Source organism: Niallia yueguangensis, from assembly GCF_052663115.1.
Genome location: NZ_JBQTCX010000007.1, coordinates 22,483 through 44,382 on the forward strand (window position 1 = coordinate 22,483; position 21,900 = coordinate 44,382).

19 protein-coding genes and 1 other annotated feature are annotated in these 21,900 nt (G+C 36.4%); of the genes, 15 read left to right on the top strand and 4 right to left on the bottom strand.

The window, feature by feature from the left end; all coding sequences use genetic code 11:
• Positions 1 to 24: 24 nt before the first annotated feature.
• Positions 25 to 387: a sigma-w pathway protein ysdB gene (locus tag ACTYA4_RS08290; protein ID WP_443480644.1), complete on the bottom strand. Its 363-nt coding sequence runs from the start codon at positions 385 to 387 to the stop codon at positions 25 to 27.
• Between the two features lie 231 nt (positions 388 to 618).
• Here ACTYA4_RS08290 and ACTYA4_RS08295 point away from each other — a divergent pair, with 231 nt between their 5' ends.
• Positions 619 to 1,704, top strand: coding sequence for a M42 family metallopeptidase (locus ACTYA4_RS08295; RefSeq protein WP_443480645.1), 1,086 nt, complete (start codon positions 619 to 621; stop codon positions 1,702 to 1,704).
• 40 nt (positions 1,705 to 1,744) lie between these two features.
• Here ACTYA4_RS08295 and ACTYA4_RS08300 read toward each other — a convergent pair whose 3' ends face one another.
• Positions 1,745 to 2,281 (bottom strand): 2TM domain-containing protein, encoded by a 537-nt coding sequence (locus ACTYA4_RS08300; protein ID WP_443480646.1) that lies wholly within the window; start codon positions 2,279 to 2,281, stop codon positions 1,745 to 1,747.
• An 89-nt stretch (positions 2,282 to 2,370) separates the two neighbouring features.
• Here ACTYA4_RS08300 and ACTYA4_RS08305 point away from each other — a divergent pair, with 89 nt between their 5' ends.
• Positions 2,371 to 2,955, top strand: coding sequence for a TetR/AcrR family transcriptional regulator (locus tag ACTYA4_RS08305; RefSeq protein ID WP_443480647.1), 585 nt, complete (start codon positions 2,371 to 2,373; stop codon positions 2,953 to 2,955).
• A gap of 46 nt (positions 2,956 to 3,001) precedes the next feature.
• Here the strand turns inward: ACTYA4_RS08305 and ACTYA4_RS08310 are convergent, their stop codons facing one another.
• Entirely contained in the window at positions 3,002 to 4,123 is a 1,122-nt protein-coding gene (locus ACTYA4_RS08310) for an AI-2E family transporter (RefSeq protein ID WP_443480648.1), read from the bottom strand.
• A gap of 1,080 nt (positions 4,124 to 5,203) precedes the next feature.
• On the opposite strand from ACTYA4_RS08310, the gene ACTYA4_RS08315 reads away from it, so the two are divergent.
• A complete protein-coding gene (locus ACTYA4_RS08315; RefSeq protein WP_443480649.1) occupies positions 5,204 to 5,857 on the top strand; it encodes an MOSC domain-containing protein in 654 nt (217 codons plus the stop codon).
• 88 nt (positions 5,858 to 5,945) lie between these two features.
• On the opposite strand, the gene sspI is transcribed toward ACTYA4_RS08315, so the two are convergent.
• A complete protein-coding gene (sspI, locus tag ACTYA4_RS08320) occupies positions 5,946 to 6,152 on the bottom strand; it encodes a small acid-soluble spore protein SspI (protein WP_443480650.1) in 207 nt (68 codons plus the stop codon).
• A 142-nt stretch (positions 6,153 to 6,294) separates the two neighbouring features.
• Between sspI and ACTYA4_RS08325 the strand changes: the two genes are divergently transcribed.
• The 12 genes from ACTYA4_RS08325 to ACTYA4_RS08380 all read left to right on the top strand — a co-directional run bounded on the left by ACTYA4_RS08325 (position 6,295) and on the right by ACTYA4_RS08380 (position 21,862).
• Complete coding sequence (locus tag ACTYA4_RS08325; RefSeq protein ID WP_443480651.1) at positions 6,295 to 7,044, top strand: TrmH family RNA methyltransferase; 750 nt, start codon at positions 6,295 to 6,297, stop codon at positions 7,042 to 7,044.
• Between the two features lie 327 nt (positions 7,045 to 7,371).
• Positions 7,372 to 7,616 (top strand) — a binding site (T-box leader).
• Between the two features lie 78 nt (positions 7,617 to 7,694).
• The gene (gene pheS, locus ACTYA4_RS08330; RefSeq protein WP_443480652.1) at positions 7,695 to 8,735 is read left to right on the top strand and encodes a phenylalanine--tRNA ligase subunit alpha; all 1,041 of its coding nucleotides are present in this window, start codon (positions 7,695 to 7,697) and stop codon (positions 8,733 to 8,735) included.
• 18 nt (positions 8,736 to 8,753) lie between these two features.
• On the top strand, positions 8,754 to 11,174 hold the full coding sequence (pheT, locus tag ACTYA4_RS08335; protein WP_443480653.1) for a phenylalanine--tRNA ligase subunit beta: 2,421 nt from the start codon (positions 8,754 to 8,756) through the stop codon (positions 11,172 to 11,174).
• Between the two features lie 406 nt (positions 11,175 to 11,580).
• Positions 11,581 to 12,054 carry a tetratricopeptide repeat protein gene (locus tag ACTYA4_RS08340; protein WP_443480654.1) on the top strand — a complete coding sequence of 158 codons (474 nt, stop codon included), beginning with the start codon at positions 11,581 to 11,583 and terminating at the stop codon, positions 12,052 to 12,054.
• A 226-nt stretch (positions 12,055 to 12,280) separates the two neighbouring features.
• Positions 12,281 to 12,541: a cell division protein ZapA gene (gene zapA, locus ACTYA4_RS08345; RefSeq protein WP_443480655.1), complete on the top strand. Its 261-nt coding sequence runs from the start codon at positions 12,281 to 12,283 to the stop codon at positions 12,539 to 12,541.
• A 7-nt stretch (positions 12,542 to 12,548) separates the two neighbouring features.
• The gene (locus ACTYA4_RS08350; RefSeq protein ID WP_443480656.1) at positions 12,549 to 13,091 is read left to right on the top strand and encodes a CvpA family protein; all 543 of its coding nucleotides are present in this window, start codon (positions 12,549 to 12,551) and stop codon (positions 13,089 to 13,091) included.
• A gap of 105 nt (positions 13,092 to 13,196) precedes the next feature.
• A complete protein-coding gene (gene polX / locus ACTYA4_RS08355) occupies positions 13,197 to 14,918 on the top strand; it encodes a DNA polymerase/3'-5' exonuclease PolX (RefSeq protein ID WP_443480657.1) in 1,722 nt (573 codons plus the stop codon).
• Between the two features lie 33 nt (positions 14,919 to 14,951).
• Complete coding sequence (locus ACTYA4_RS08360) at positions 14,952 to 17,303, top strand: endonuclease MutS2 (protein ID WP_443480658.1); 2,352 nt, start codon at positions 14,952 to 14,954, stop codon at positions 17,301 to 17,303.
• A 150-nt stretch (positions 17,304 to 17,453) separates the two neighbouring features.
• A complete protein-coding gene (locus tag ACTYA4_RS08365; protein ID WP_443480659.1) occupies positions 17,454 to 17,861 on the top strand; it encodes a DUF350 domain-containing protein in 408 nt (135 codons plus the stop codon).
• Positions 17,862 to 18,417: 556 nt separating this feature from the next.
• The gene (locus ACTYA4_RS08370) at positions 18,418 to 20,103 is read left to right on the top strand and encodes a long-chain-fatty-acid--CoA ligase (RefSeq protein WP_443480660.1); all 1,686 of its coding nucleotides are present in this window, start codon (positions 18,418 to 18,420) and stop codon (positions 20,101 to 20,103) included.
• Between the two features lie 15 nt (positions 20,104 to 20,118).
• Complete coding sequence (locus ACTYA4_RS08375; RefSeq protein WP_443480661.1) at positions 20,119 to 20,859, top strand: electron transfer flavoprotein subunit beta/FixA family protein; 741 nt, start codon at positions 20,119 to 20,121, stop codon at positions 20,857 to 20,859.
• A gap of 16 nt (positions 20,860 to 20,875) precedes the next feature.
• Positions 20,876 to 21,862: an electron transfer flavoprotein subunit alpha/FixB family protein gene (locus tag ACTYA4_RS08380; RefSeq protein WP_443480662.1), complete on the top strand. Its 987-nt coding sequence runs from the start codon at positions 20,876 to 20,878 to the stop codon at positions 21,860 to 21,862.
• Positions 21,863 to 21,900 lie beyond the last annotated feature (38 nt).

A 21,900-nucleotide genomic window follows, 5' to 3' on the forward strand; every position in this document is an offset into this window, starting at 1 on the left:
CACGATCTACAATAGAAGATCGCTTTAAATTTTTGGCAAGTTCCACTGTATTTTTGCATGTGGATAAGTAGATTGAATAGAATTCTCTATAAATAGTTTATCTTCCTTCATAAGTTTTGTGTCAAACGGTTCTGTTGGCCAAATCAAAATACTAACTACATTGCTGGATGAAGGATTGTTATCAACGTATTTTTCTCCTTCGAATAAAAAACCTTTATACGTCAAAAGAAAATTCATTCGCACATTTTTAGGGTCATCCAATAAATAATATTTGTTTTGTCTGCGATAGAATGCCAGTTTTCTTTCTGGTTTTAGGAAAAATGCAACGATGCGATAAAGGATAAATAGAATAAGTGCAAGCAATAATGAACGCAATATCCACATCATATAAAAGCCTCCAATGAAATTGTCATTAAGATTACAATTAACTAATGTTATACGTTCAAAAAGTTAAAAGGTTTCATTTTTTTTGAAAAAATTTTATGTCTTTAAATCATTAATTTGGAGAAAAAGTAATTATTTTAATAGAAAAAGGAAAAAGTGATATACTAGGAACATAATTTATTACCTAGTATAATAAGAATTGTTTGGACAACTAACATTAAGGGAGTCGAAATAATGAAAAAAATGGATGAAACGTTACTCATGTTAAAGGAATTAACAGACGCTAAAGGGATTCCTGGCAATGAGCAGGAACCAAGAGAAGTCATGAAAAAATACATAACTCCACATGCAGATGAAGTTACTACCGATAATTTAGGCAGTTTAATTGCCAAAAAAATCGGCAATGAAAAAGGTCCGAAAATTATGGTAGCTGGACATTTAGATGAAGTTGGTTTTATGATCACCCGTATTGATGACAAAGGCTTTCTTTATTTTCAAACAGTAGGAGGCTGGTGGTCACAAGTCATGCTGGCACAGCGAGTAACCATTGTCACAAAAAATGGGGAGCTTACAGGTGTGATTGGTTCAAAGCCACCGCATATTCTACCACCGGAAGCACGTAAAAAACCAGTTGAAATAAAAGATATGTTTATTGATATTGGTGCGTCGTCAAAAGAAGAAGCCGGGGAGTGGGGCGTTAGACCTGGTGATATGGTCGTTCCGTATTTTGAATTTACTGTGATGAATAATGAAAAAATGCTGCTTGCAAAAGCATGGGATAACCGGATTGGTTGTGCAATTGCAATTGATGTACTAAAAGGATTAAAAACAGCCGAACACGAAAACATTGTATACGGTGTTGGAACGGTTCAAGAAGAAGTTGGGTTGCGCGGTGCAAAAACAGCTGCGCAAAAAATTAAACCAGATATTGCTTTTGCTGTGGATGTTGGCATCGCCGGAGATACACCTGGAATAACGGAAAAAGAAGCATTAAGCAAAATGGGAAAAGGTCCACAAATTATTTTATACGATGCATCAATGGTGTCCCATAAAGGATTAAGAGATTTAGTAACAGATACAGCAGATAAATTGGAAATTCCTTACCAATTTGACAGTGTACCTGGAGGTGGAACAGATTCAGGGGCTATTCACTTAACACATGATGGTGTACCAGCACTTTCTATTACCATTGCAACACGTTATATTCATTCTCATGCAGCTATGCTTCATCGAGATGATTATGAAAATGCTGTAAAATTAATTATCGAAGTGATAAAAAAATTAGATCGTGAAACTGTGGATAGGCTGACATTTTCATAAAATATATACTGTTTTTTAATCGTTCGAGAGAGAAGTTATCTTAGTGGCCTTCTCTCTTTTTTTTTGGCCAGACTGTATAACTGAAGCTGATGATAAAATCAATGCCAAGAATAATAGACCAAATTTTTATCAAACGGATAAAGGGATCTGTTTGTTGTGGGTTATTGATCCAAGTAATGATGATAAGCAATAAGGAAGTGCCAATCACATAAGATAATAAGTGACGCAGCCACCCCGTTCTTTCTTTTTTTGCATGCTCCTGTCCGTATTTTTTCTCTGGCTTTGGACCGTTTGCAAATTGATAGGCAAAGCGCTGATCCATCCATTTAATAAGCTGATGCCCAAATCCTATTGTAACTCCAATATAAACGGCTGCTAATCCATGGACAGTAGATGCTGGACTGCCGTTTTTTAAATCAACAACTGTGAATAAAAGTAAAAACAAATCAATGAAAGGCGTAAGCAATAACAAAATATTTCCTAATTTTTTTTGATGGAAAATATACCGGCAGCATAACCCGACCGTAACGACTATCCAAAAAGCAATTTCACAGCCTATAATCAAATAACCAATCATAATAAATTCTCCTGTTTTTAATACAGATGTATTATAAAAATAAAATAACACAACTGTATTAAAAAAACAATAGATGATATACTGAATATATGCCGAAAATAGTTGATCATAAAAAACAAAAAGAAAAAATTGCAAAAGCAACCTGGAGTGTAATTAAAAAAGTTGGAATTGAAAAAGCTTCTGTCCGGACAATAGCAGAAGAAGCAGAACTATCTGTCGGTGCTTTGCGCCACTATTTTAAAACACAATCAGAGTTGCTGCAGTTTACGATGAAACTTGCATCTGAAAGAGTGAATGAGCGAATTTCTTCCTTAACTTTTAGCGAAGATGTATTAGAAGATATCTGTTCCGTATTATACGAACTTCTTCCATTGGATAAGGAAAGAAAAGAAGAAATGGAGGTTTATTTTGAATTCACGAAAAAGTCTTTTGTTGATTCAAATATTATTGCAATACGAAACCAAATATATAAAGAATTAGAATTAGGCATTAGCCGTTGTATCGAGTATTTAATCCAAAGCGGCAAAGCGTCTCCTACTTTATCTATTCCTTTAGAAGTTGCACGATTATTTGCGCTAATTGATGGGTTGGCGTTGCATGGATTAATGAATGAAATAGAGGAAGAAAAAATAAAAGAAATTGTAAAACTGCATGTACAATCGTTGTGTAAATAGGAATACTGAAATAAGTAAGAGGTCCCTATAAGAGACCTCTTACTTATTAACTAAAATTATTATTAGGATGTTCTTCTTCAACCGCAATGGCGGCTTTTCTTGCCCGCAACAGACGAATAATATTTAAAACAATCGTTTTCGCGACAGCGTAAGTCGGGATCGCTAAAATCATGCCAAGCACACCAGCTAAATTTCCAGCCACCAATAATAAAATAATAATCGTTGCCGGATGCGTATCTAATCTTTTTCCTAAAATAAGCGGTGATAATACATTTCCTTCGACTTGTTGAGCGATGGTAATAACCACGATAACAAGAAGTGCCTGTGTAGGCGATGTAAACAACGCGATAATAACAGCAGGCGCACCGCCGATTAAAGGACCTACATAAGGAATAATATTTGTAATGGCGACAATCATAGCCATTACAAGCGCATAATCCAAGTCGATAATCCAATAGCCGATATATGCTAATGTACCGACAAATGTTGCAACCATTACTTGACCTTGAATATAAGCAGCCAATGTTTCACTTGTTTCTTTAATAATTTTTACACCTTCATTACGGTAAGAGGAAGGAAAAAATTTGGATAATGCAGAAGGGAATTTATTCCCGTCTTTGAAAAAGTAAAACAGTAAAAATGGAACGGTTACAATGGTGACCGTAATATTTGTCATCGTACTGATAATAGTGGAAAGGCTATTTGTTAAATTACTTGGAATTGTTTGGGCAATTTCGTTTAGCCTGTCACCAATATCCTCCAATGTCACGTAATTTTGATTCAACAGCCATTGATATTGTTTTGTATCATTTAAATAATGGAAATATTTAATTGTTTGATCAGCATAATTAGGAATATTGCTGAACAGTTCTGTTATCTGTTTAGATATTAGCGGGAAGACACTTCCAATTGCCAGAATGACTAAACCGATAATGACAACATAGATAAGCAAAATCGCCAATGTTTTAGGAATTTTAGATTTTTGTAAAAAAACAACAATAGGGTTAAGCAGAAAATATAAAAACCCGGTAATAATAATAGGAGCAAAAAGCGTAGAAAAGAGCACTCCTACCGGTTGAAATAGAAAAGAAATTTTTGTGCAAATATAAATGATGGCGACAATTAATAATATTTGCAACAGCCAGTATTGAAACTTCTTTTTAGTCAAATTCTTCACCTTTTTCTTTTATAGTAAAGGCACTGTTAAACTTGCCTGTTGATTTCCGTTCCAGGCGTTCGCTTTCCGCGGGCGGTCCGGGAGCCTCCTCGGCGCTTTGCGCCTGTGGGGTCTCCCTCTGACTCGCTTTTCCCGTAGGAGTTTCACGCCTTCCACTCCAATCAACATAGTGCCAAAATCAACAATGAGCTTTAACATAGCCATAGTAAAAGTAGTATAGCATAGAAAAGATTCCTTATATACCCAATTTGCAGAATAGTAAAAAGGAATGTGATTTGCGTTGATAAAAGGAATACGAAAAAGCTGGACAGATAGTTTCAAAAAAGGAAAAATTTATTGGAAGTTTAAAAAAATAGTGTGTTTATGGATGGGAGACAATGGATTGTTGATAGTCAAATTTTCCGATTTAGAGAAAAATTATTAGAATGGATTTTGCTTAAAACTACAAAAACATAATAAAAGGCTGTTTTCTAAAAGTTTGTTGTTTTTGAATAAAATAATAAACATGGATGAAGCACTGAGCAGCCTGAATACACGTAGACTCCTGCGGGAAACGCGAGAAAGACGAGACCCCACAGGAGCATAGCATTGATGCGGCTCGGCACTCGTCCGCGGAAAGCGAAGTGTATTCAGGCTGCGGGTTACATAACAACAATCTATACGAAAAGAGCGTAATAAAAAATTGTTTTTAATCTATAAGCCATGTAAAGTTGTTTATCTTCTAAGGCAATCTTGGCATAGTTTAACAAGAATAAATATGGATTGACTGATGTCAGAATATAGAATAAAATGAGGAAAAATTTACAAATGTAATGAAACGATGATTAGGGGTATTTAGGAATCGTAATTGTTCAGAGAGTTGTCGGCTCGTGAAAGGCAGTCAATAAAATTACCCAACTCGCCCATAATTGGTTAGTTTGAATTATTGTTATTGGAAATAAATATAACATTTTGCTAGAAGAGATTTTTCAAACACATCGTTAAAAAGCTAATGATCGTTTATTGAATGAGGAACGATTTTATGTATAAGATGTGCTATTAATTTTGATAAAGAGGGAGTTCATACATAATATGCGAGATATTGAACTAATGAGTTTTGCTATAGGGTTGCCTAAAAAGATGAAGTATAATCTTGATAAAGAAATGGATACGGGGATCTGTAAAGAAGAAGTGGAACAGGCTTTCTTAGATAAAGAAGGCTTTCGTGGTGATGGAGTAGCTGATTTAAGGTATCATGGGGGTCCAGATCGTGCTGTTTGCGTCTATCCTTATGAACATTATTTAGTTTGGGCAAAAGAGTTTAGTAGTACATTACCTTTAGCGGCATTCGGAGAAAATTTAACAGTAACAAACATGTTGGAACGTGATGTATGCATTGGAGATGTTTATCAACTAGGAGATGCAATAATACAAATAACACAAGGAAGAGTTCCTTGTAGTACGATAACAAAGAGAACGAATATACCAGGTATTCTAAAAAGAATCGTAGAAACTGGTCATACGGGTTATTTATGTCGAGTTATAGAAGAAGGCACTGTCAGAAAGGACTCAAAAATAACGTTAATAGAGCCTCATCCAAAACAAGTCTCCATTCTTTTTAGTAATCAAATCTATTTTCATAGACAGAAGGATGTTGAAGGGATTAAAAAAGTATTAGAAGTCGAAGAATTGGCTTGCGAATGGAGAAAACAGTTAACAGGGCGATTAGAGAAACTAACGAAATAAATGATGAATACTGAGATATTTTTCAACCAGCAAAAATCGGTTTCCATAAGTGAAGAACCGAAAAGTCTTCACTTATGGGTTCTTCTCTTTATTTTAACCCGCTTTCAAGTGTTTGCAGCATTTCTGTTTTTTCTGGTTCAGAAGAATTTTGCCAGATGATTTCGAAAAGAACGCCAAGTCCTGGAAGCATTTTTTCTTCCCCGTTTTGAATAGCATCGACAATCGTATTCTTTAACTCATCTTGTGAATTTCCTGAAACATTATGAATAATCGCGTTACGTAAATTTAAATTCATTGCTGGATATGCCCTCCTGAATAATTTTCTAGTGAATGCTTAAAGAAACATTCTATTATAGCATTTCTCCTTTACCGTTTATTATGTATTTCGATTGAGCTATAATGAGTATTAGTGCATTATAAAAGTGAGGAGAAATAAGTTGAAGCATATACATTCCGTTAAAAACCCTCAAGTAAAAGAGTGGAAAAAACGTTTAAGCAAAAAGGAAAGAGATAAAACAGGAACATTTCTTGTGGAGGGATTTCATCTTGTGGAAGAAGCGTTTAAAGCAGATGCGATTCTTGATTTAATCATTTCAGAAGAGATTGATTTACCTGGGTGGGATTATGGAGATATACCCGTTACCATTGTGACAAAAGAAATTATGGACCAACTGACAGATACAGAAACACCACAAGGAATTGTTGCAGTTTGCAAGCAAATGGAGAACGCGTCTATTATTTCTTCAGGTAAAACGTTTATCGTATTAGATAAAGTACAAGATCCAGGAAATTTAGGGACAATCATCCGAACAGCGGATGCTGCGGGAATGGATGCTGTTATTATTAGCGAAGGAACAGTCGATATTTATAATCCGAAAGTCGTTCGCTCCGCACAAGGCAGTCATTTTCATTTACCAATTTTAAAACAAAATATCCCGAATTTTATCGATGCTTTAAAAGAAAAAAGCATCCCTGTCTTTGGAACTTCGCTTGAAAATGGGAAAAACTATCGAGAGGTAGAACGCACACAGCAAGGATTTTGTCTCATAGTTGGAAATGAAGGAAATGGAGTCAGCAAGGAAGTACTGGCAAAAACGGATGCAAATTTATATATCCCTATTTATGGGAAAAGCGAGTCCTTAAATGTTGCAGTGGCTGCTGGTATTTTATTGTATCATTTTAACTAATGGCTGTTTTCTCAAAGTTTGTTGTTTTTTACATAAAACATTTGAAAAAGTGTTTCTTAGCAGCCTGCATACACGTAGACTCCTGTGGGAATGCGAGAAAGACGAGACCCCGCAGGAGCGAATGCGACGAGGAGGCTCGACGCTCGCTAAACGGACGAAGTGTATGCAGGCTGTGCATATGAAAGCAACAATCTATACGAAAACAGCCTAACTAATAGACAAACTATTGACGAACGATTAACTCAGATTACCCATTTATCAAAATAAACAAAGATTGCATTTGAAAATCGTATGAAAATATACTATAATTAATGGCAAATTGCATGAATAAAAACAAAGACGGAGAAAAGTAGTTTATTGCTTTGATAAAGGGAGAAAATGCCTTAGACTGAAAGCATTTTTATCAAAAAGATAAATGAAGTTCACCTCCTGAGTTGGCATCGGGACCATTTCATTTAGGTGAAATGTAAAGATGTACCGGTTTAATAAGCCGTTATCGAAATGAAGCGAACTTGATGCTTTTTATTGAGTTAATTAGGGTGGTACCGCGAATACAAAACCTCGTCCCTTTTTTAGGGAGAGGTTTTTTTTGTTGCCGAAAAACAAAAACTTGCTGCTATATCATGCAAATCGTTTAAGGAGGAATCAATGTGGAAGCAAAATTAAAAGAACTGCAGGCGGAAGCTTTACAAAGCATTTCAAACGCTGAAAATGTGAAACAATTAAATGATATTCGAATTGCTTATCTTGGAAAAAAAGGACCTATTACAGAAGTGTTAAAAGGGATGGGCAAACTTTCAGCGGAAGAGCGTCCAAAAATGGGAGCATTAGTAAATGTGATCCGTGATGAGATTACAAATCAGATAGAAGAGAAACAAAAAGTATTAGAAGAAGCAGAAGTGCAAAAGAAAATTGCAGCCGAAACAATTGATATCAGCTTGCCAGGCCGACCAATTGCTGTTGGAAACCATCATTCTTTAACGAGAGTAATCGAAGAAGTAGAAGATTTATTTATTGGCATGGGTTATACAGTAGAAGAAGGCCCAGAAGTAGAAGTTGACTACTACAATTTTGAAGCGCTGAATTTGCCAAAAAATCATCCGGCTCGTGATATGCAAGACTCTTTTTATATCACAGAAGAACTATTATTACGAACACATACTTCTCCTGTGCAGGCTCGTACAATGGAAAAACATAAAGGCAAAGGTCCTGTTAAAATCATTTGTCCAGGGAAAGTGTATCGCCGCGACAACGATGATGCAACACATTCGCATCAATTTATGCAAATTGAAGGTCTTGTAGTTGATGAAAATATTCGCATGAGCGATTTAAAAGGAACATTGGAAGTTTTTGCAAAAAAAATGTTTGGAGAAGAAAGAGAAATTCGTTTGCGCCCAAGTTTCTTCCCGTTTACAGAACCATCTGTTGAAGTGGATATTTCATGCAGCATTTGTAAAGGAAGCGGCTGCAGTGTTTGTAAAGGAACTGGCTGGATTGAAGTATTAGGTGCTGGAATGGTGCATCCGAATGTACTGGAGATGGCCGGCTTTGATTCAAAGAAATATTCTGGATTTGCTTTTGGAATCGGTGCAGAACGCATCGCAATGCTAAAATACGGAATTGATGATATTCGTCATTTCTATACAAATGACATTCGTTTCTTAAAGCAGTTTTCAGTACCGGAATATTAAGGTTGGAGGAGAATAATAATGTTAGTATCCTATAAATGGTTAAAAGATTATGTAGATTTAAGTGATATCGATCCACAAGAGTTGGCTGATAAAATTACAAAAAGCGGGATTGAAGTAGAAGGCGTTGACGTTTTAAATGACGGCATCAAAAATGTCGTAATCGGTTATGTAGTAGAAAGAGAACAGCATCCGAATGCTGACAAACTGAACAAATGTTTAGTAGATGTTGGTGAAGAAGCACCTATTCAAATTATTTGCGGCGCAGCCAATGTCGATAAAGGACAAAAAGTAGCAGTAGCAAAAGTTGGTGCGGTACTTCCTGGTAATTTTAAAATCAAAAAGGCGAAACTTCGCGGCGAAGAATCAAATGGAATGATTTGTTCATTGCAAGAGCTAGGCATCGAAAGCAAACTAACAGCGAAAGAGTATGCAGAAGGTATTTTTGTTTTCCAAAGTGATGTCGAAGTTGGCCAAGATGCGCTAGAATATTTACAGCGTGACGATGCGGTATTGGAATTAGGATTAACACCTAACCGTGCTGATTGTTTGAGCATGTTAGGGGTTGCGTATGAAGTGGCAGCTGTTCTAGGAAAAGAAGTAAAGCTTCCAACAGTTGAATATCCGACAGCAAATGAGAAAGCATCCGATTATGTACAAGTGAGCGTGGAAAATAAGGAAGATGCTCCATTATATACAGCAAAAATCATCAAAAACGTAAAGATTGCTCCATCTCCTTTATGGATGCAAGGTCGATTAATGGCAGCAGGCATTCGCCCGCATAATAATGTCGTGGATATTACGAATTACATTTTATTAGAATATGGCCAGCCTCTTCATGCATTTGATTATGACCGTCTAGCATCAAAAGAGATTCTTGTCAGAAGAGCGAAAAAAGACGAAACGATTGTAACGCTGGATGAAGCAAAACGAGTACTGTCAGAAGATAATTTAGTTATTACAAATGGCGAAACAGCAGTAGCAGTCGCTGGTGTAATGGGTGGAGCAAACTCTGAAGTGCAATCTGATACAACAACTGTATTATTAGAAGCTGCTTATTTTGACAGCGGCGTAATCCGCAAGTCATCGAAAGTATTAAGCTTAAGAAGTGAAGCGAGTGCACGATATGAAAAAGGCATTGATCCAAATCGTGTTCGTTTAGCGGCAGAAAGAGCAGCACAGCTTCTGCATTTATATGCAGGAGGCGAAGTTTTGGAAGGCGAAGCGGTTGTTGATACATTAACAGCAGAACCAAAAACGGTGTCTATCTCATTAGAAAAAATTAATAAAGTATTAGGTACTGCTTTAGAAGTAAATGAAGTAAAAGACATCTTTGCACGACTTCAGTTTGAAACAAAAGAAGAAGATACTGTATTTACAGTAACTGTACCAACAAGAAGAAATGATATTTCCATTGAAGAAGATTTAACAGAAGAAGTGGCACGTCTGTATGGTTATGATCATATTCCAACAACATTGCCAGTTGGTGCATCGATTCCTGGTGTGTTATCTCCATACCAGAAAAAACACCGCACTGTTCGTAAATATTTAGAAGGTGCCGGTCTTTATCAAGCGATTACTTATGCGCTGACAAGTGAAAAGAAGGTGCAGCAATTTGCTTTAGAAAAACGTAATCCTGTTCGTTTAAGCATGCCGATGAGTGAAGAACGCAGTCTTCTTCGACAAAGCATCATTCCACAATTATTAGAAGTGGTAAAATACAACAGTGCTCGTCAAAATGAAAGCCTTGCTGTATATGAAACAGGTGTTGTTTTCTTAGCAAACGAAGGTGCAGCCAATGAGCTTCCAGAAGAAAGAGAACATTTAGCAGGGGCGATTACTGGCTTATGGAGTGCGAACCTTTGGCAAGGAGAGAAAAAAGCAGTTGATTTCTTTGTGATCAAAGGGGTATTAGAAGGGTTATTCCAAAAACTAGGTGTTATGGATAAAATTGCTTTTGTAAGAGGAGCAATCGACGGCATGCATCCAGGAAGAACGGCAGATGTATTATTCAACGGCGAAGTAATAGGATTTGTTGGCCAAGTGCATCCGCAAGTACAAAATGATTTGGATATAAAAGAAACATATTGCTTTGAATTAAATTTAAGCAAGCTTTTAGCAGCAGACGTAGAAGATCTTCACTATACAACGATTCCTCGTTTCCCTTCTGTAACGAGAGATATTGCTTTAGTTGTCGATACAACGATTTTAGCAGGCGATATTCAAAATATCATTGTAGAAGCTGGCGGCTCCTTATTAAAAGAAGTTCAAGTATTTGACTTGTACGAAGGAGATAAAATGGAAGAAGGCAAAAAGTCGATTGCCTACACATTAAAGTATTTTGATCCAGAACAAACATTAACAGAAGAAATGATTACAAAAGCACATGATAAAGTATTAGCAGCAGTAAAAGAAAAAGCTGGTGCGGTACTAAGAGGATAAAAGAAACCGATTTGTTTAAGGGGTTGTCTCTAATAGAGATGGCCCTATTTTTTTATTGGCTGTTTTTCAAAGTTAGTTGTTTTTTACGTAAAAAATGGAAAAAGAAGTACTCAGCAGACTGAATACACGTAGACTCCTGTGGGAATGCGAGAAAGACGAGACCCCACAGGAGCGTATGTGACGAGGAGGCTCGACGCTCGCCCACGGAAAGCGAAGTGTATTCGGGCTGCGAGTTTAAAAGCAACAATCTATACGAAAACAGCCTTGTTTTTTGAAGAACTGTTAAAGAAGAGGGTTGTTTGAATAAGGTGTGTGAAAAGAAAAAAATGAATAGAATGAGTGGTAAAATAAAGAAAAAATGTTTTGGGAATTGGTATAGGTTAAATTCTTTGAAGAGGGGATACACATGATAGAAAACGTAAAAGAACTATTAAAAAACAAGGAATTTGAAGAAGCTAAAAAATTGCTTATCAGCCTACTTGAAAAAAATCCTGATGATGCTGAACTCAATTTTTATTGTGGTTCCATTCATGATTCTTTAGGTTTTGAAATAGAAGCTATTAAATATTATGAGAAAGCACTGTCAAATAATGTTGAAGGTGAATTAAGAGAAATGCTATTCATACAATTGGGAAGTAGTTACCGATGTATTGGTGAGTATCAATTATCTAAATCAATACTAACGCAAGGGTTGAGTGAGTTTCCAACTAACTTAGCCATCCAAACTTTTTTAGCTATTACACTTTATAACTTACAAGAAAATAAAGAGGCCGTATCTTCTTTATTAAACGTATTACTTGTTTCTTCTGATGATAAGTGGATAAAAAAATATAATAAGGCGTTTCAATTCTATTCTAATAATTTAGATGAAATATGGTAAATAATTTGTTAAACTAACAGGTGATTTAGCTAACGGAAAATCATGTAAATGGGCCCTTTTTTATGGTCTTTTTTTATGTGACATCACCATTACTATTTACTATAACTTTTTGCAAAAAAATAATAAATTGTAAAAGCATGACGTAATTTGACAGGGTATGACTTTCCTCTCTTGAACGGTTCATGTTATGATAGAGATTAGGATTCTTATGATTGGAGGCATAATTGTGACAGACACACCAAAAAACCGTACAACTGTAGAAATATATGGTACACCATATGTAATAATAGGTGAAGAACCGTCAAGCCATGTACGCTTGGTTGCCTCTATAGTAGATAAAAAAATGCGAGAACTCTATGCGAAGAATCCATCCCTTGATTTAAATAAATTAGCCGTGTTGACGACTGTTAATATAGTAAACGATTATGTTAAATTATTAGACCGAGTCGAACAGCTGGAAAATGAATTAAAAAGAGAAAAGGACTGAAAAAGTCATGTTGGATTTTATTGTTATTGTGTTATTGTTATTTGGACTGTTAAGAGGCTTAAAAAGAGGTTTTATTTTACAAATAGTCCATTTAACCGGGTTTATTGCTGCCTTTATTGTGGCAAATAAATATTACATACCTTTATCTGAAAAGTTAACCCTTTGGGTGCCATATCCTAATGTAGGTGAAAATAGTTTCATTACAACCCTTTTTAGCAATGCAAATGTGGAAGATGTATTTTATCGGGCAATTGCATTTGTGCTGATTTTTTTTGCTGTGAAAATCGTATGGCAAATAATTGGCAGCATGATAGACTTTGTTGCTAGTTTACCAGTTTTAAAACAGCTGAATACATGGGCGGGAGCGATATTAGGATTTATTGAAGTGTACTTAGTTATTTTTATTCTATTATATATCGCAGCACTTATGCCAATCGAATTTATTGAAAATAATTTAAATAAGTCGATAATAGCAGCTGGTATTATTGAAAACACCCCTTATTTTTCCGAAAAAATTAAAACGCTTTGGTTTGACTATATGGCTTCTTAAAAAGGGTATAAGACTCTTCTAGAAAATAGAGGAGTCTTTGCTTTGCACTTTCAACTAATTATTGAAACAGAAAAGAACATGATATGATAAAAGCAGGTGATAAAAATGAACATAACAAAAAAAGAAGTAATGCGTTTATTAGAACAAATTGCCGTCTATATGGAGTTAAAAGGAGAAAATACCTTTAAAGTTTCAGCCTTTCGGAAAGCTGCGGCAAGTTTAGAAAATAATGAAAAAAGCTTATCTGAAATTACTGATTATACAGCACTTCCTGGAATCGGCAAAGGAACGGCTGCTGTTATTGAAGAATATGTTACAACAGGAACATCCACAGCGTTACAACAGTTGAAAGAAGAAGTACCAAAAGGATTAATTCCACTATTACAGCTTCCTGGTCTAGGAGGAAAAAAAATCGCCAAGCTATATAAGGAGCTTGCTGTTACGAATGCAGAAGATTTACAGACTGCTTGTGTCGAAGGAAAAGTGCAAGCACTTAGTGGTTTTGGAAAAAAAACAGAAGAAAAAATCCTCGAAGCATTACAAAATGTAGGTTCGAGACCAGAAAGACTACCGATTGCTTATATGCTGTCAGTAGCTGTCTCTATTGAAAAAGACCTAAAGGAAATAGAAGAAATTAGTCAATTTTCTCGAGCTGGCAGTTTAAGAAGAATGCGCGAAACAATAAAAGATCTAGATTTTATTATTGCAACAGACAATCCTTCAGCAGTAAAAAATAAATTAACGAAGCTACCTTCTATTAAAGAAATAACGGGTGCAGGAAATACAAAAGTAAGCATCGTATTAGATTTAAAGTATGATGTTTCCGTAGACTTCCGCATCGTAACTCAAGCTGAATTTGCGACAACACTCCATCATTTTACCGGTTCTAAAGAACATAATGTAAAAATGAGGCAGTTGGCAAAAGAGCGGGGAGAAAAAATTAGTGAATACGGCGTGGAAAATGTAGAAACAGGAGAAATAAAAACATTCGCTGCAGAAGAAGATTTTTATCATTATTTTCAGCTTCCGTTTATTCCACCAGAATTAAGAGAGGATGGTAAAGAAGTAGAAGCATTTAGGGAAGACAATACGATTATTTCTTTGGAAGATATAAAAGGCGATTTACATATGCATTCTACATGGAGTGATGGTGCTTTTTCTATTGAAGAAATGGTAGAAGCAAACAGAGCCCTTGGTTATCAATATATGGCGATTACCGATCATTCTCAATATTTAAAAGTGGCCAATGGACTAACGCCCGAACGTTTGCGCGAACAAATTCAAGAGATAAAAAGGTTAAATGAAAAATATGACGATATCACGATCCTTGCTGGTGTAGAAATGGATATTCTGCCAGATGGCTCATTAGATTATGAAGATAGTTTATTAGCGGAATTAGATATCGTTATTGCATCCATTCATTCTTCTTTTTCCCAACCGAAAGACAAAATAATGGAAAGATTAAAAAACGCGATGCAAAATAAATATGTTGATATCATCGCCCATCCAACAGGCCGGAAAATCGGCATAAGAGACGGTTATGATGTCGATATGGAACAATTAATTCTTTTAGCAAAAGAAACAAATACAGTATTGGAACTGAATAGCAATCCAAATCGTTTGGATTTGCATGCAGAGTACGTGAAAATGGCCCAAGATAAAGGGGGTTACATTATCATTAATACAGATGCACATCATACAAAAGAGTTAAATAATATGAGCATTGGCGTATCAACAGCAAAAAAAGGCTGGATACAAAAAGAAACAGTAATAAATACGATGGATAAACAAGACTTGCTGAACTTTTTGCAAAAAAAGAAGCAGTAATATAAATAGAAGAAAAGCAAAGGAGAAAACTCCATGCACGAAAGAGTATTAAAAACATTAGAGTTTGACAAAATTAAAAGCCAATTATTAGAACATGTATCTTCATCTTTAGGACAGTGGAAAGCAGAACAACTAGTTCCTTCTACAGAGTTTGAAGAAGTGGTTCGCTGGCAGGAAGAAACAGATGAAGCAGCTAAAGTATTCCGCATGCGCGGGAATATTCCATTAAGCGGAATATACGATATTCGTCCACATGTAAAGCGTTCCTCAATCGGCGGAATGCTGAGTCCTGCAGAGCTGAATCAAATCGCGAATACGGTGCATGCAAGCAGACAAATCAAAAGATTTATCGAAGAATTTAATGACGAAGAAAGAGTGCCGATTTTAGCTGAACTCGTAAACCAAATTATTGTTTTAGCTGAAGTAGAAGAAGAAATTAAAATGGCAATAGATGAGCAAGGCGTTGTCATGGATAGTGCGAGTGAAGCGTTGCGAAGCATTCGCCATCAGCTTCGGAGAAATGAATCGAAAGTAAGAGAAAAGCTCGAAAGCATGATCCGTTCCTCCAATGCAGCAAAGATGCTTTCAGATGCCATTATTACGATCCGCAATGATCGCTTTGTTATTCCGGTAAAACAAGAATATAGAGGGAATTATGGCGGCATTATTCATGATCAAAGTGCTTCAGGGCAAACCTTATTCATTGAGCCGCAGTCGGTTGTGACGCTTAACAATGAGCTGCAGGCAATCCGTGTAAAAGAACAGCAAGAAATCGATCGGATTTTAACGCAATTAACGGCACTTGTTTCTGGATACAGCACAGAGCTTTTAGATATTGTTGGTGTGTTATCAGAAATTGATTTTATGTTTGCAAAAGCAAAATATGGACATCGATTAAAAGGAACGAAGCCGAATATAAATAAGGAAGGCAAGATTTCTCTTTTTAAAGCAAGGCATCCATTAATTCCTGTTGATGTAGTCGTCGCAAATGATGTGACATTAGGAGATGATTTTTCCACGATTGTCATAACAGGACCAAATACAGGCGGAAAAACCGTTACGTTAAAAACAGTCGGGTTATGTACGCTGATGGCTCAGGCCGGCTTGCAAATTCCAGCGTTGGATGGTTCAGAAATGAGCGTATTCGATGCAGTGTATGCAGATATTGGCGATGAACAGTCGATTGAGCAATCATTAAGTACGTTTTCTTCCCATATGGTCAACATTGTCAGCATATTAGAGGAAGTTGACCATAACAGCCTTGTATTATTTGATGAATTAGGTGCAGGAACCGATCCGCAAGAAGGGGCGGCACTGGCCATTTCGATATTGGATGAAGTGAATCGCCGCGGCGCGCGTGTTATTGCTACGACCCATTATCCTGAATTAAAAGCCTATGGCTACAACCGAGAAGGGGTTATGAATGCAAGTGTTGAATTTGACGTGGAAACATTAAGTCCAACCTATAAATTATTAATTGGTGTGCCAGGGAGAAGTAATGCTTTTGAAATAAGCAAACGTCTAGGGTTGCAGGACCAAGTAATTGCTGCAGCACGAGCTCATGTTAGTGATGAAAGCAGTAAAATAGAAAATATGATTGCATCATTAGAAGAAAGTCGAAAACATGCAGAAGAAGAGTACAAGGACGCACAAGAATTACGAAAGCAAGCAGAAATGCTCCACCGTGATTTACAAAAGCAAGTAATGGATTATTATGATAAAAAAGAAACACTTCAAGAAAAAGCAAAAAAACAAGCTGCTGACATCATTGAACAGGCGAAACAAGAGGCAGAACAAGTTATTTCTGATTTGCGGAAAATGCAGCTTGAAAAACGAGCAGAAATAAAAGAGCATGAATTAATTGAAGCAAGAAAAAGATTAAGTGATGCAACGCCAAAAACAACTGTAAAAAGAAAAGAAGCAATTAAAACGACTACCCATGATTTCCAATCAGGGGATGAAGTGAAAGTATTAACATTTGGTCAAAAAGGACAGTTGTTGGAAAAAATTTCTGATAAAGAATGGCAAGTCCAAATTGGCATTATGAAAATGAAGGTGAAAACAAAAGATTTGGAATTTATTAAAACACCGAAAGTAGTCGAAACAAAACCACTTGCATCGATTAAAGGCAAAGATTATCATGTGAGTTTAGAGTTGGATTTACGCGGCGAAAGATTTGAAAATGCTTTAGTAAGAGTAGAAAAATACATTGATGATAGTTTGCTTGCCGGATACCCTAGAGTTTCGATTATCCATGGAAAAGGTACAGGTGCGTTAAGAACTGGCGTACAAGAGTATTTAAAAAATCATCGATCGGTAAAAAGTATTCGATTTGGAGAAGCAGGAGAAGGCGGCAGTGGTGTTACCGTCGTAGAATTAAAATAAAGGCGGCGCGAGCGGAGCCACTCTGTCCTTAATAAGGATAAACAACAAATATAGAGTGCAATCAAAAGTTTACTTCTATAAAAATTGGCGAAGCTCCGACCCCTTTTCCATAGGAGTGTATATATAGAAAACAAATAGAGGAGATAGTGCATGAATCAATTTTGGACTAACGAGTATATAAAAACTGCAGGTGATTATAGTGTTGTCATTTTAAGCATGGTCGTATTTTTGGCTATTTTTGAATTGGTAACTAAGTATAATAATTGGGAAGAAATAAAAAGAGGAAATCTTGCCGTTGCAATGGCAACAGGCGGGAAAATGTTTGGAATAGCCAATATATTTAGGCATTCCATTATGCAAAACGATTCTTTATTAACGATGATTGTTTGGGGCGTGTATGGATTCTTTTTATTGTTGGTAGGGTATTTTATTTTTGAGTTTTTAACACCAAAATTTAGAATAGACGAAGAAATCCAAAACGATAACAGAGCAGTTGGATTCATCTCCATGATTATCTCGATTGGTTTATCTTTTGTAATCGGCGCTGGCATTTCATAAAATAGATTGGGGATGTTTTATTGCTTGGCAGTTTTCTCAAAGTTTGTTGTTTTTTACATAAAAAAATGGGAGAAGCAGTACTCAGCAGACTGAGACTCCTGTGGGAATGCGAGAAAGACGAGACCCCACAGGAGCGTATGCGACGAGGAGGCTCGACGCTCGCTAAACGGACGAAGTGTATTCAGGCTGCGAGTTTAAAGCAACAATCTATACGAAAACAGCCTATTGTTTCTATCACTGTATTGAAAAAACACGTGTTTTCTATAAAGAGGACGCGTGTTTTTTTTTATAGTATCAGAATTTATAAGTTTCAACTTAGATTAGTGTCTAGCTCCGGCGCCTAACCCCTGTGAAAAATAACCCTTTGCCTCTAAAAGTAAAAAGCACTTTTCGAGTCAAATGAACATTTTTCTTCGGGGCTGAGCAAGGCGCCTGCGCTTTTCTGATCTTCAGCTTGGCTTAGCCCTTTTTTAATATGGGCGGATTTTAAATAACTGAACGGATCCTTGCGCCATATAATAAACTAGTACAAGAGACAAGCAGGAGGAATGAGTTTATGTATCGTGAAAAACCGTGGCTGGATCTTTATCCACCGGAAATACCGAAAGATGTTTATTATCGACCCTATACGTTGCAGCAATCATTAATATATGCTGCAAAAGAATATCCAGATCATAAAGCGATTCATTTTATGGGAAAGGAGTGGACATTTCAGGAAGTATACAAAAAATCAATGACGCTGGCAGGTTATTTACAGAAAATAGGATTGGAAAAAGGCGATAGAGTAGCCGTTATGCTGCCAAATACTCCGCAAACGGTTATTGGCTTTTATGCGATTCTTTTAGCAGGCGGCATCGTAGTCCCTACAAATCCTTTATATCAAGAAAGAGAAGTTCATTTTATATTAAAAGATTCAGGAGCTAAAATGATCATTACATTGGATCTTTTATATAATCGAATCCAGCAGGCAAAAAAAGATACAGAGCTTAAACAAATTATTGTTACAAAGATACAAGATTTTCTCCCATTCCCTAAAAACATCCTCTATTCTATCGTGCAAAAAAAACAACAACGAAAAAATACCCCAATTTATGAAAGCCATTCTACCCATATGTTATTTGACATATTAAAAAAACCATTCATAGAAGTAAAGGAATATCAAACTGATTTTGAAGAAGACGTTGCCATTCTTCAATACACAGGTGGAACAACAGGTTTTCCAAAAGGGGTAATGCTGACTCACCGTAATTTAATCGCAAATACCGCGATGGTACGTCAATGGTTATACCGCATGAAAAAAGGAGAAGAAATAATACTTGGCATTATGCCTTTATTTCACGTATACGGCATGACGACCTTAATGATTCTATCTGTGATGGAAATTTATAAAATGATCTTAATTCCTAAATTTGATGCAGCTGCCACTTTAAAAACCATCCAAAAGCAAAAACCAACGATTTTCCCTGGAGCTCCTACCATTTATATTGGACTTTTAAACCATCCACAAATCGAAAAATATGATCTTACTTCCATTAAAAGTTCCATAAGCGGATCAGCGCCATTGCCTGTTGAAATCATCGAAAGGTTTGAGGAAAAAACAGGCGGAAAATTAGTCGAAGGATATGGATTAACGGAGACTTCTCCGGTAACGCATGCTAATTTTCTCTGGGATCATGAAATTGTGAAAGGGAGCATTGGAGTGCCGTGGCCAGGAACAGATGCAGCTATTTTTTCACTTGAGACAGGACAGAAACTTCCTCCTGGAGAAATTGGCGAATTAGGAATCAACGGTCCACAGGTGATGAAGGGGTACTGGAATAATCCAGAAGAAACCGCAAAAGTATTAAAAAACGGCTGGCTGTTAACAGGTGATATTTGTTATATGGATGAAAAAGGCTATTTTTATGTTGTAGACCGGAAAAAAGATCTTATTATTGCTAGTGGATTTAATATTTATCCAAGAGAAGTAGAAGAAGTGTTATATGAGCATCCAGATGTAGAAGAAGCAGCAGTGGTTGGCGTTGGAGATCCTTATCGAGGAGAAACAGTCAAAGCATTTATCGTGTTGAAAAAAGGAGCAACATTAACCGCAGAAGATTTAAATCATTTTATGAGGAAACGAATTGCATCCTTTAAAGTACCTCGCTTGTATGAGTTTAGAGCAGAGCTGCCCAAAACAGCAATAGGAAAAGTTTTACGGAGAGAATTAAAGGAAGAACATCAACGAAATACGGATATGTAAAGGAGGGAACACCTAGTGAATATTATCGTATTGTTATCCAGAACATTTGATTCCGAACAGCAAATTACAGTTCAAGATAATAAGGTGCAAATAGTTGATGTCAATTATATGATCAATCCGCTTGATGAAAGGGCATTAGAAGAAGCCATTCGCTTAAAAGAAAAGCATGGAGGAACGGTATTGGTTGTAACAGCAGGAGAAGAAAATGCAGAAAAGCAGCTTCGGCTCGCATTAGCAATCGGAGCAGATAAAGGCGTATTGTTGTTATTAGATGATGCAAAAGAAGAACCTGTCGTTATTGCCAATGCATTATCCTCGTATTTACAAACGGTTCCATTTGATATTATTTTAGCCGGTGCATTTGCTATGGATGGCGGCAGCGGGCAAGTTGGACCTCGTGTAGCAGCCGCACTTAACATTCCGTATATAACCAATATAGCAAAGTTGACTATAGAAAATGGAAAAGCAATTGTTGAAAAAGACACAGGTGAAGAGGTGGCAACGTATGGCGGTCCATTGCCATTATTAGTGACTGTTCCACAAGGATTAAATGAACCAAGACTGCCTGCTTTAGCCGGTATTATGAAAGCAAAAAGAAAATCTTTAGATAAAATTACTCCGCAACTCAATAATTCCTTATCGATAACCACCGAACAATATCAATTTCCTATTGTTGAAAGACAAAATGTTTTTATACAAGGAGACAGCGAAAAACAAGCTGGTCAACTTTCAGAGATCATCAAAAAAATGAGGTAGCTAAGGAGGGGTAATTTTGAGAGAGAAAATCCTTATTATAGGTGAAATGAAGCAAGAAAAAATACGTACTGTCACATTTGAATGTTTATCGGCTGCTAACGGAATCGCTGCTGATGCGGAAATCGTCGTTCTATTATATGGGAAAGATAAAACAACATCGGATGTAGATGATCTTTTGCAGTATAAAATGGACAAAATACTATGGATCAGTACGAAAGAAACACCATTTTCTGATGAAGCATATAGAAAGCATGTAGAAGCTATATTAAAAAAAGAAAAACCAGCAAAGGTATTTATTCCTCATACTGATTTTGGAAAAAGCATCGCAGCCTATTTAAGTAAAGTATTAGCCATTCCTCTCCTTTCTAATGTAAACGGCATGAGACGTGAAAAAGATTCGATAGTATTTACACGATCAATTTTTTCGGGAAAACTAAATGAAACGGTTCGATTAGATGAAGATACTTTTATCGCTGCCATAAAGCCAAATAGCTGGGTAGTACCTAATGAACACGGGAAACAAGCAGTCGTTATAGAAGAACAGGTAATGGATAAAACAACACCAGTTTTTCCTTTATTAAAAGTGGAAAAAAAGAACGGCAACAGCATCGATTTATTGGATGCAAAAGTAATCGTTGCAGCTGGAAGAGGCATAAAAAATACAGAAGGAATGGAATTAATAAAAAAATTAGCATCGTTGCTTGGAGGCACAGTCGGCGTTTCCAGAGGGGCGGTTGAATTAGGCCTTAGCGATTCATCGCTGCAAGTTGGGCAAACGGGCAAGACGGTGGGACCTGATCTTTATATCGCTTGCGGAATTTCAGGAGCGATTCAACATATCGTCGGAATGAATGGTGCAAAAGTGGTCGTAGCGATTAATAATGATCCCGATGCACCTATTTTTAAAGAAGCAGACTATTGTATTGTAGGAGATATATTTGAAGTAGTGCCATTGTTAATTCAACAGTTGGAAGGTGCAGAATATGGAGAAAGTGCTGATTAATTGAAGTGCTAAATATATCGAATAGAAGCAATAAGTGT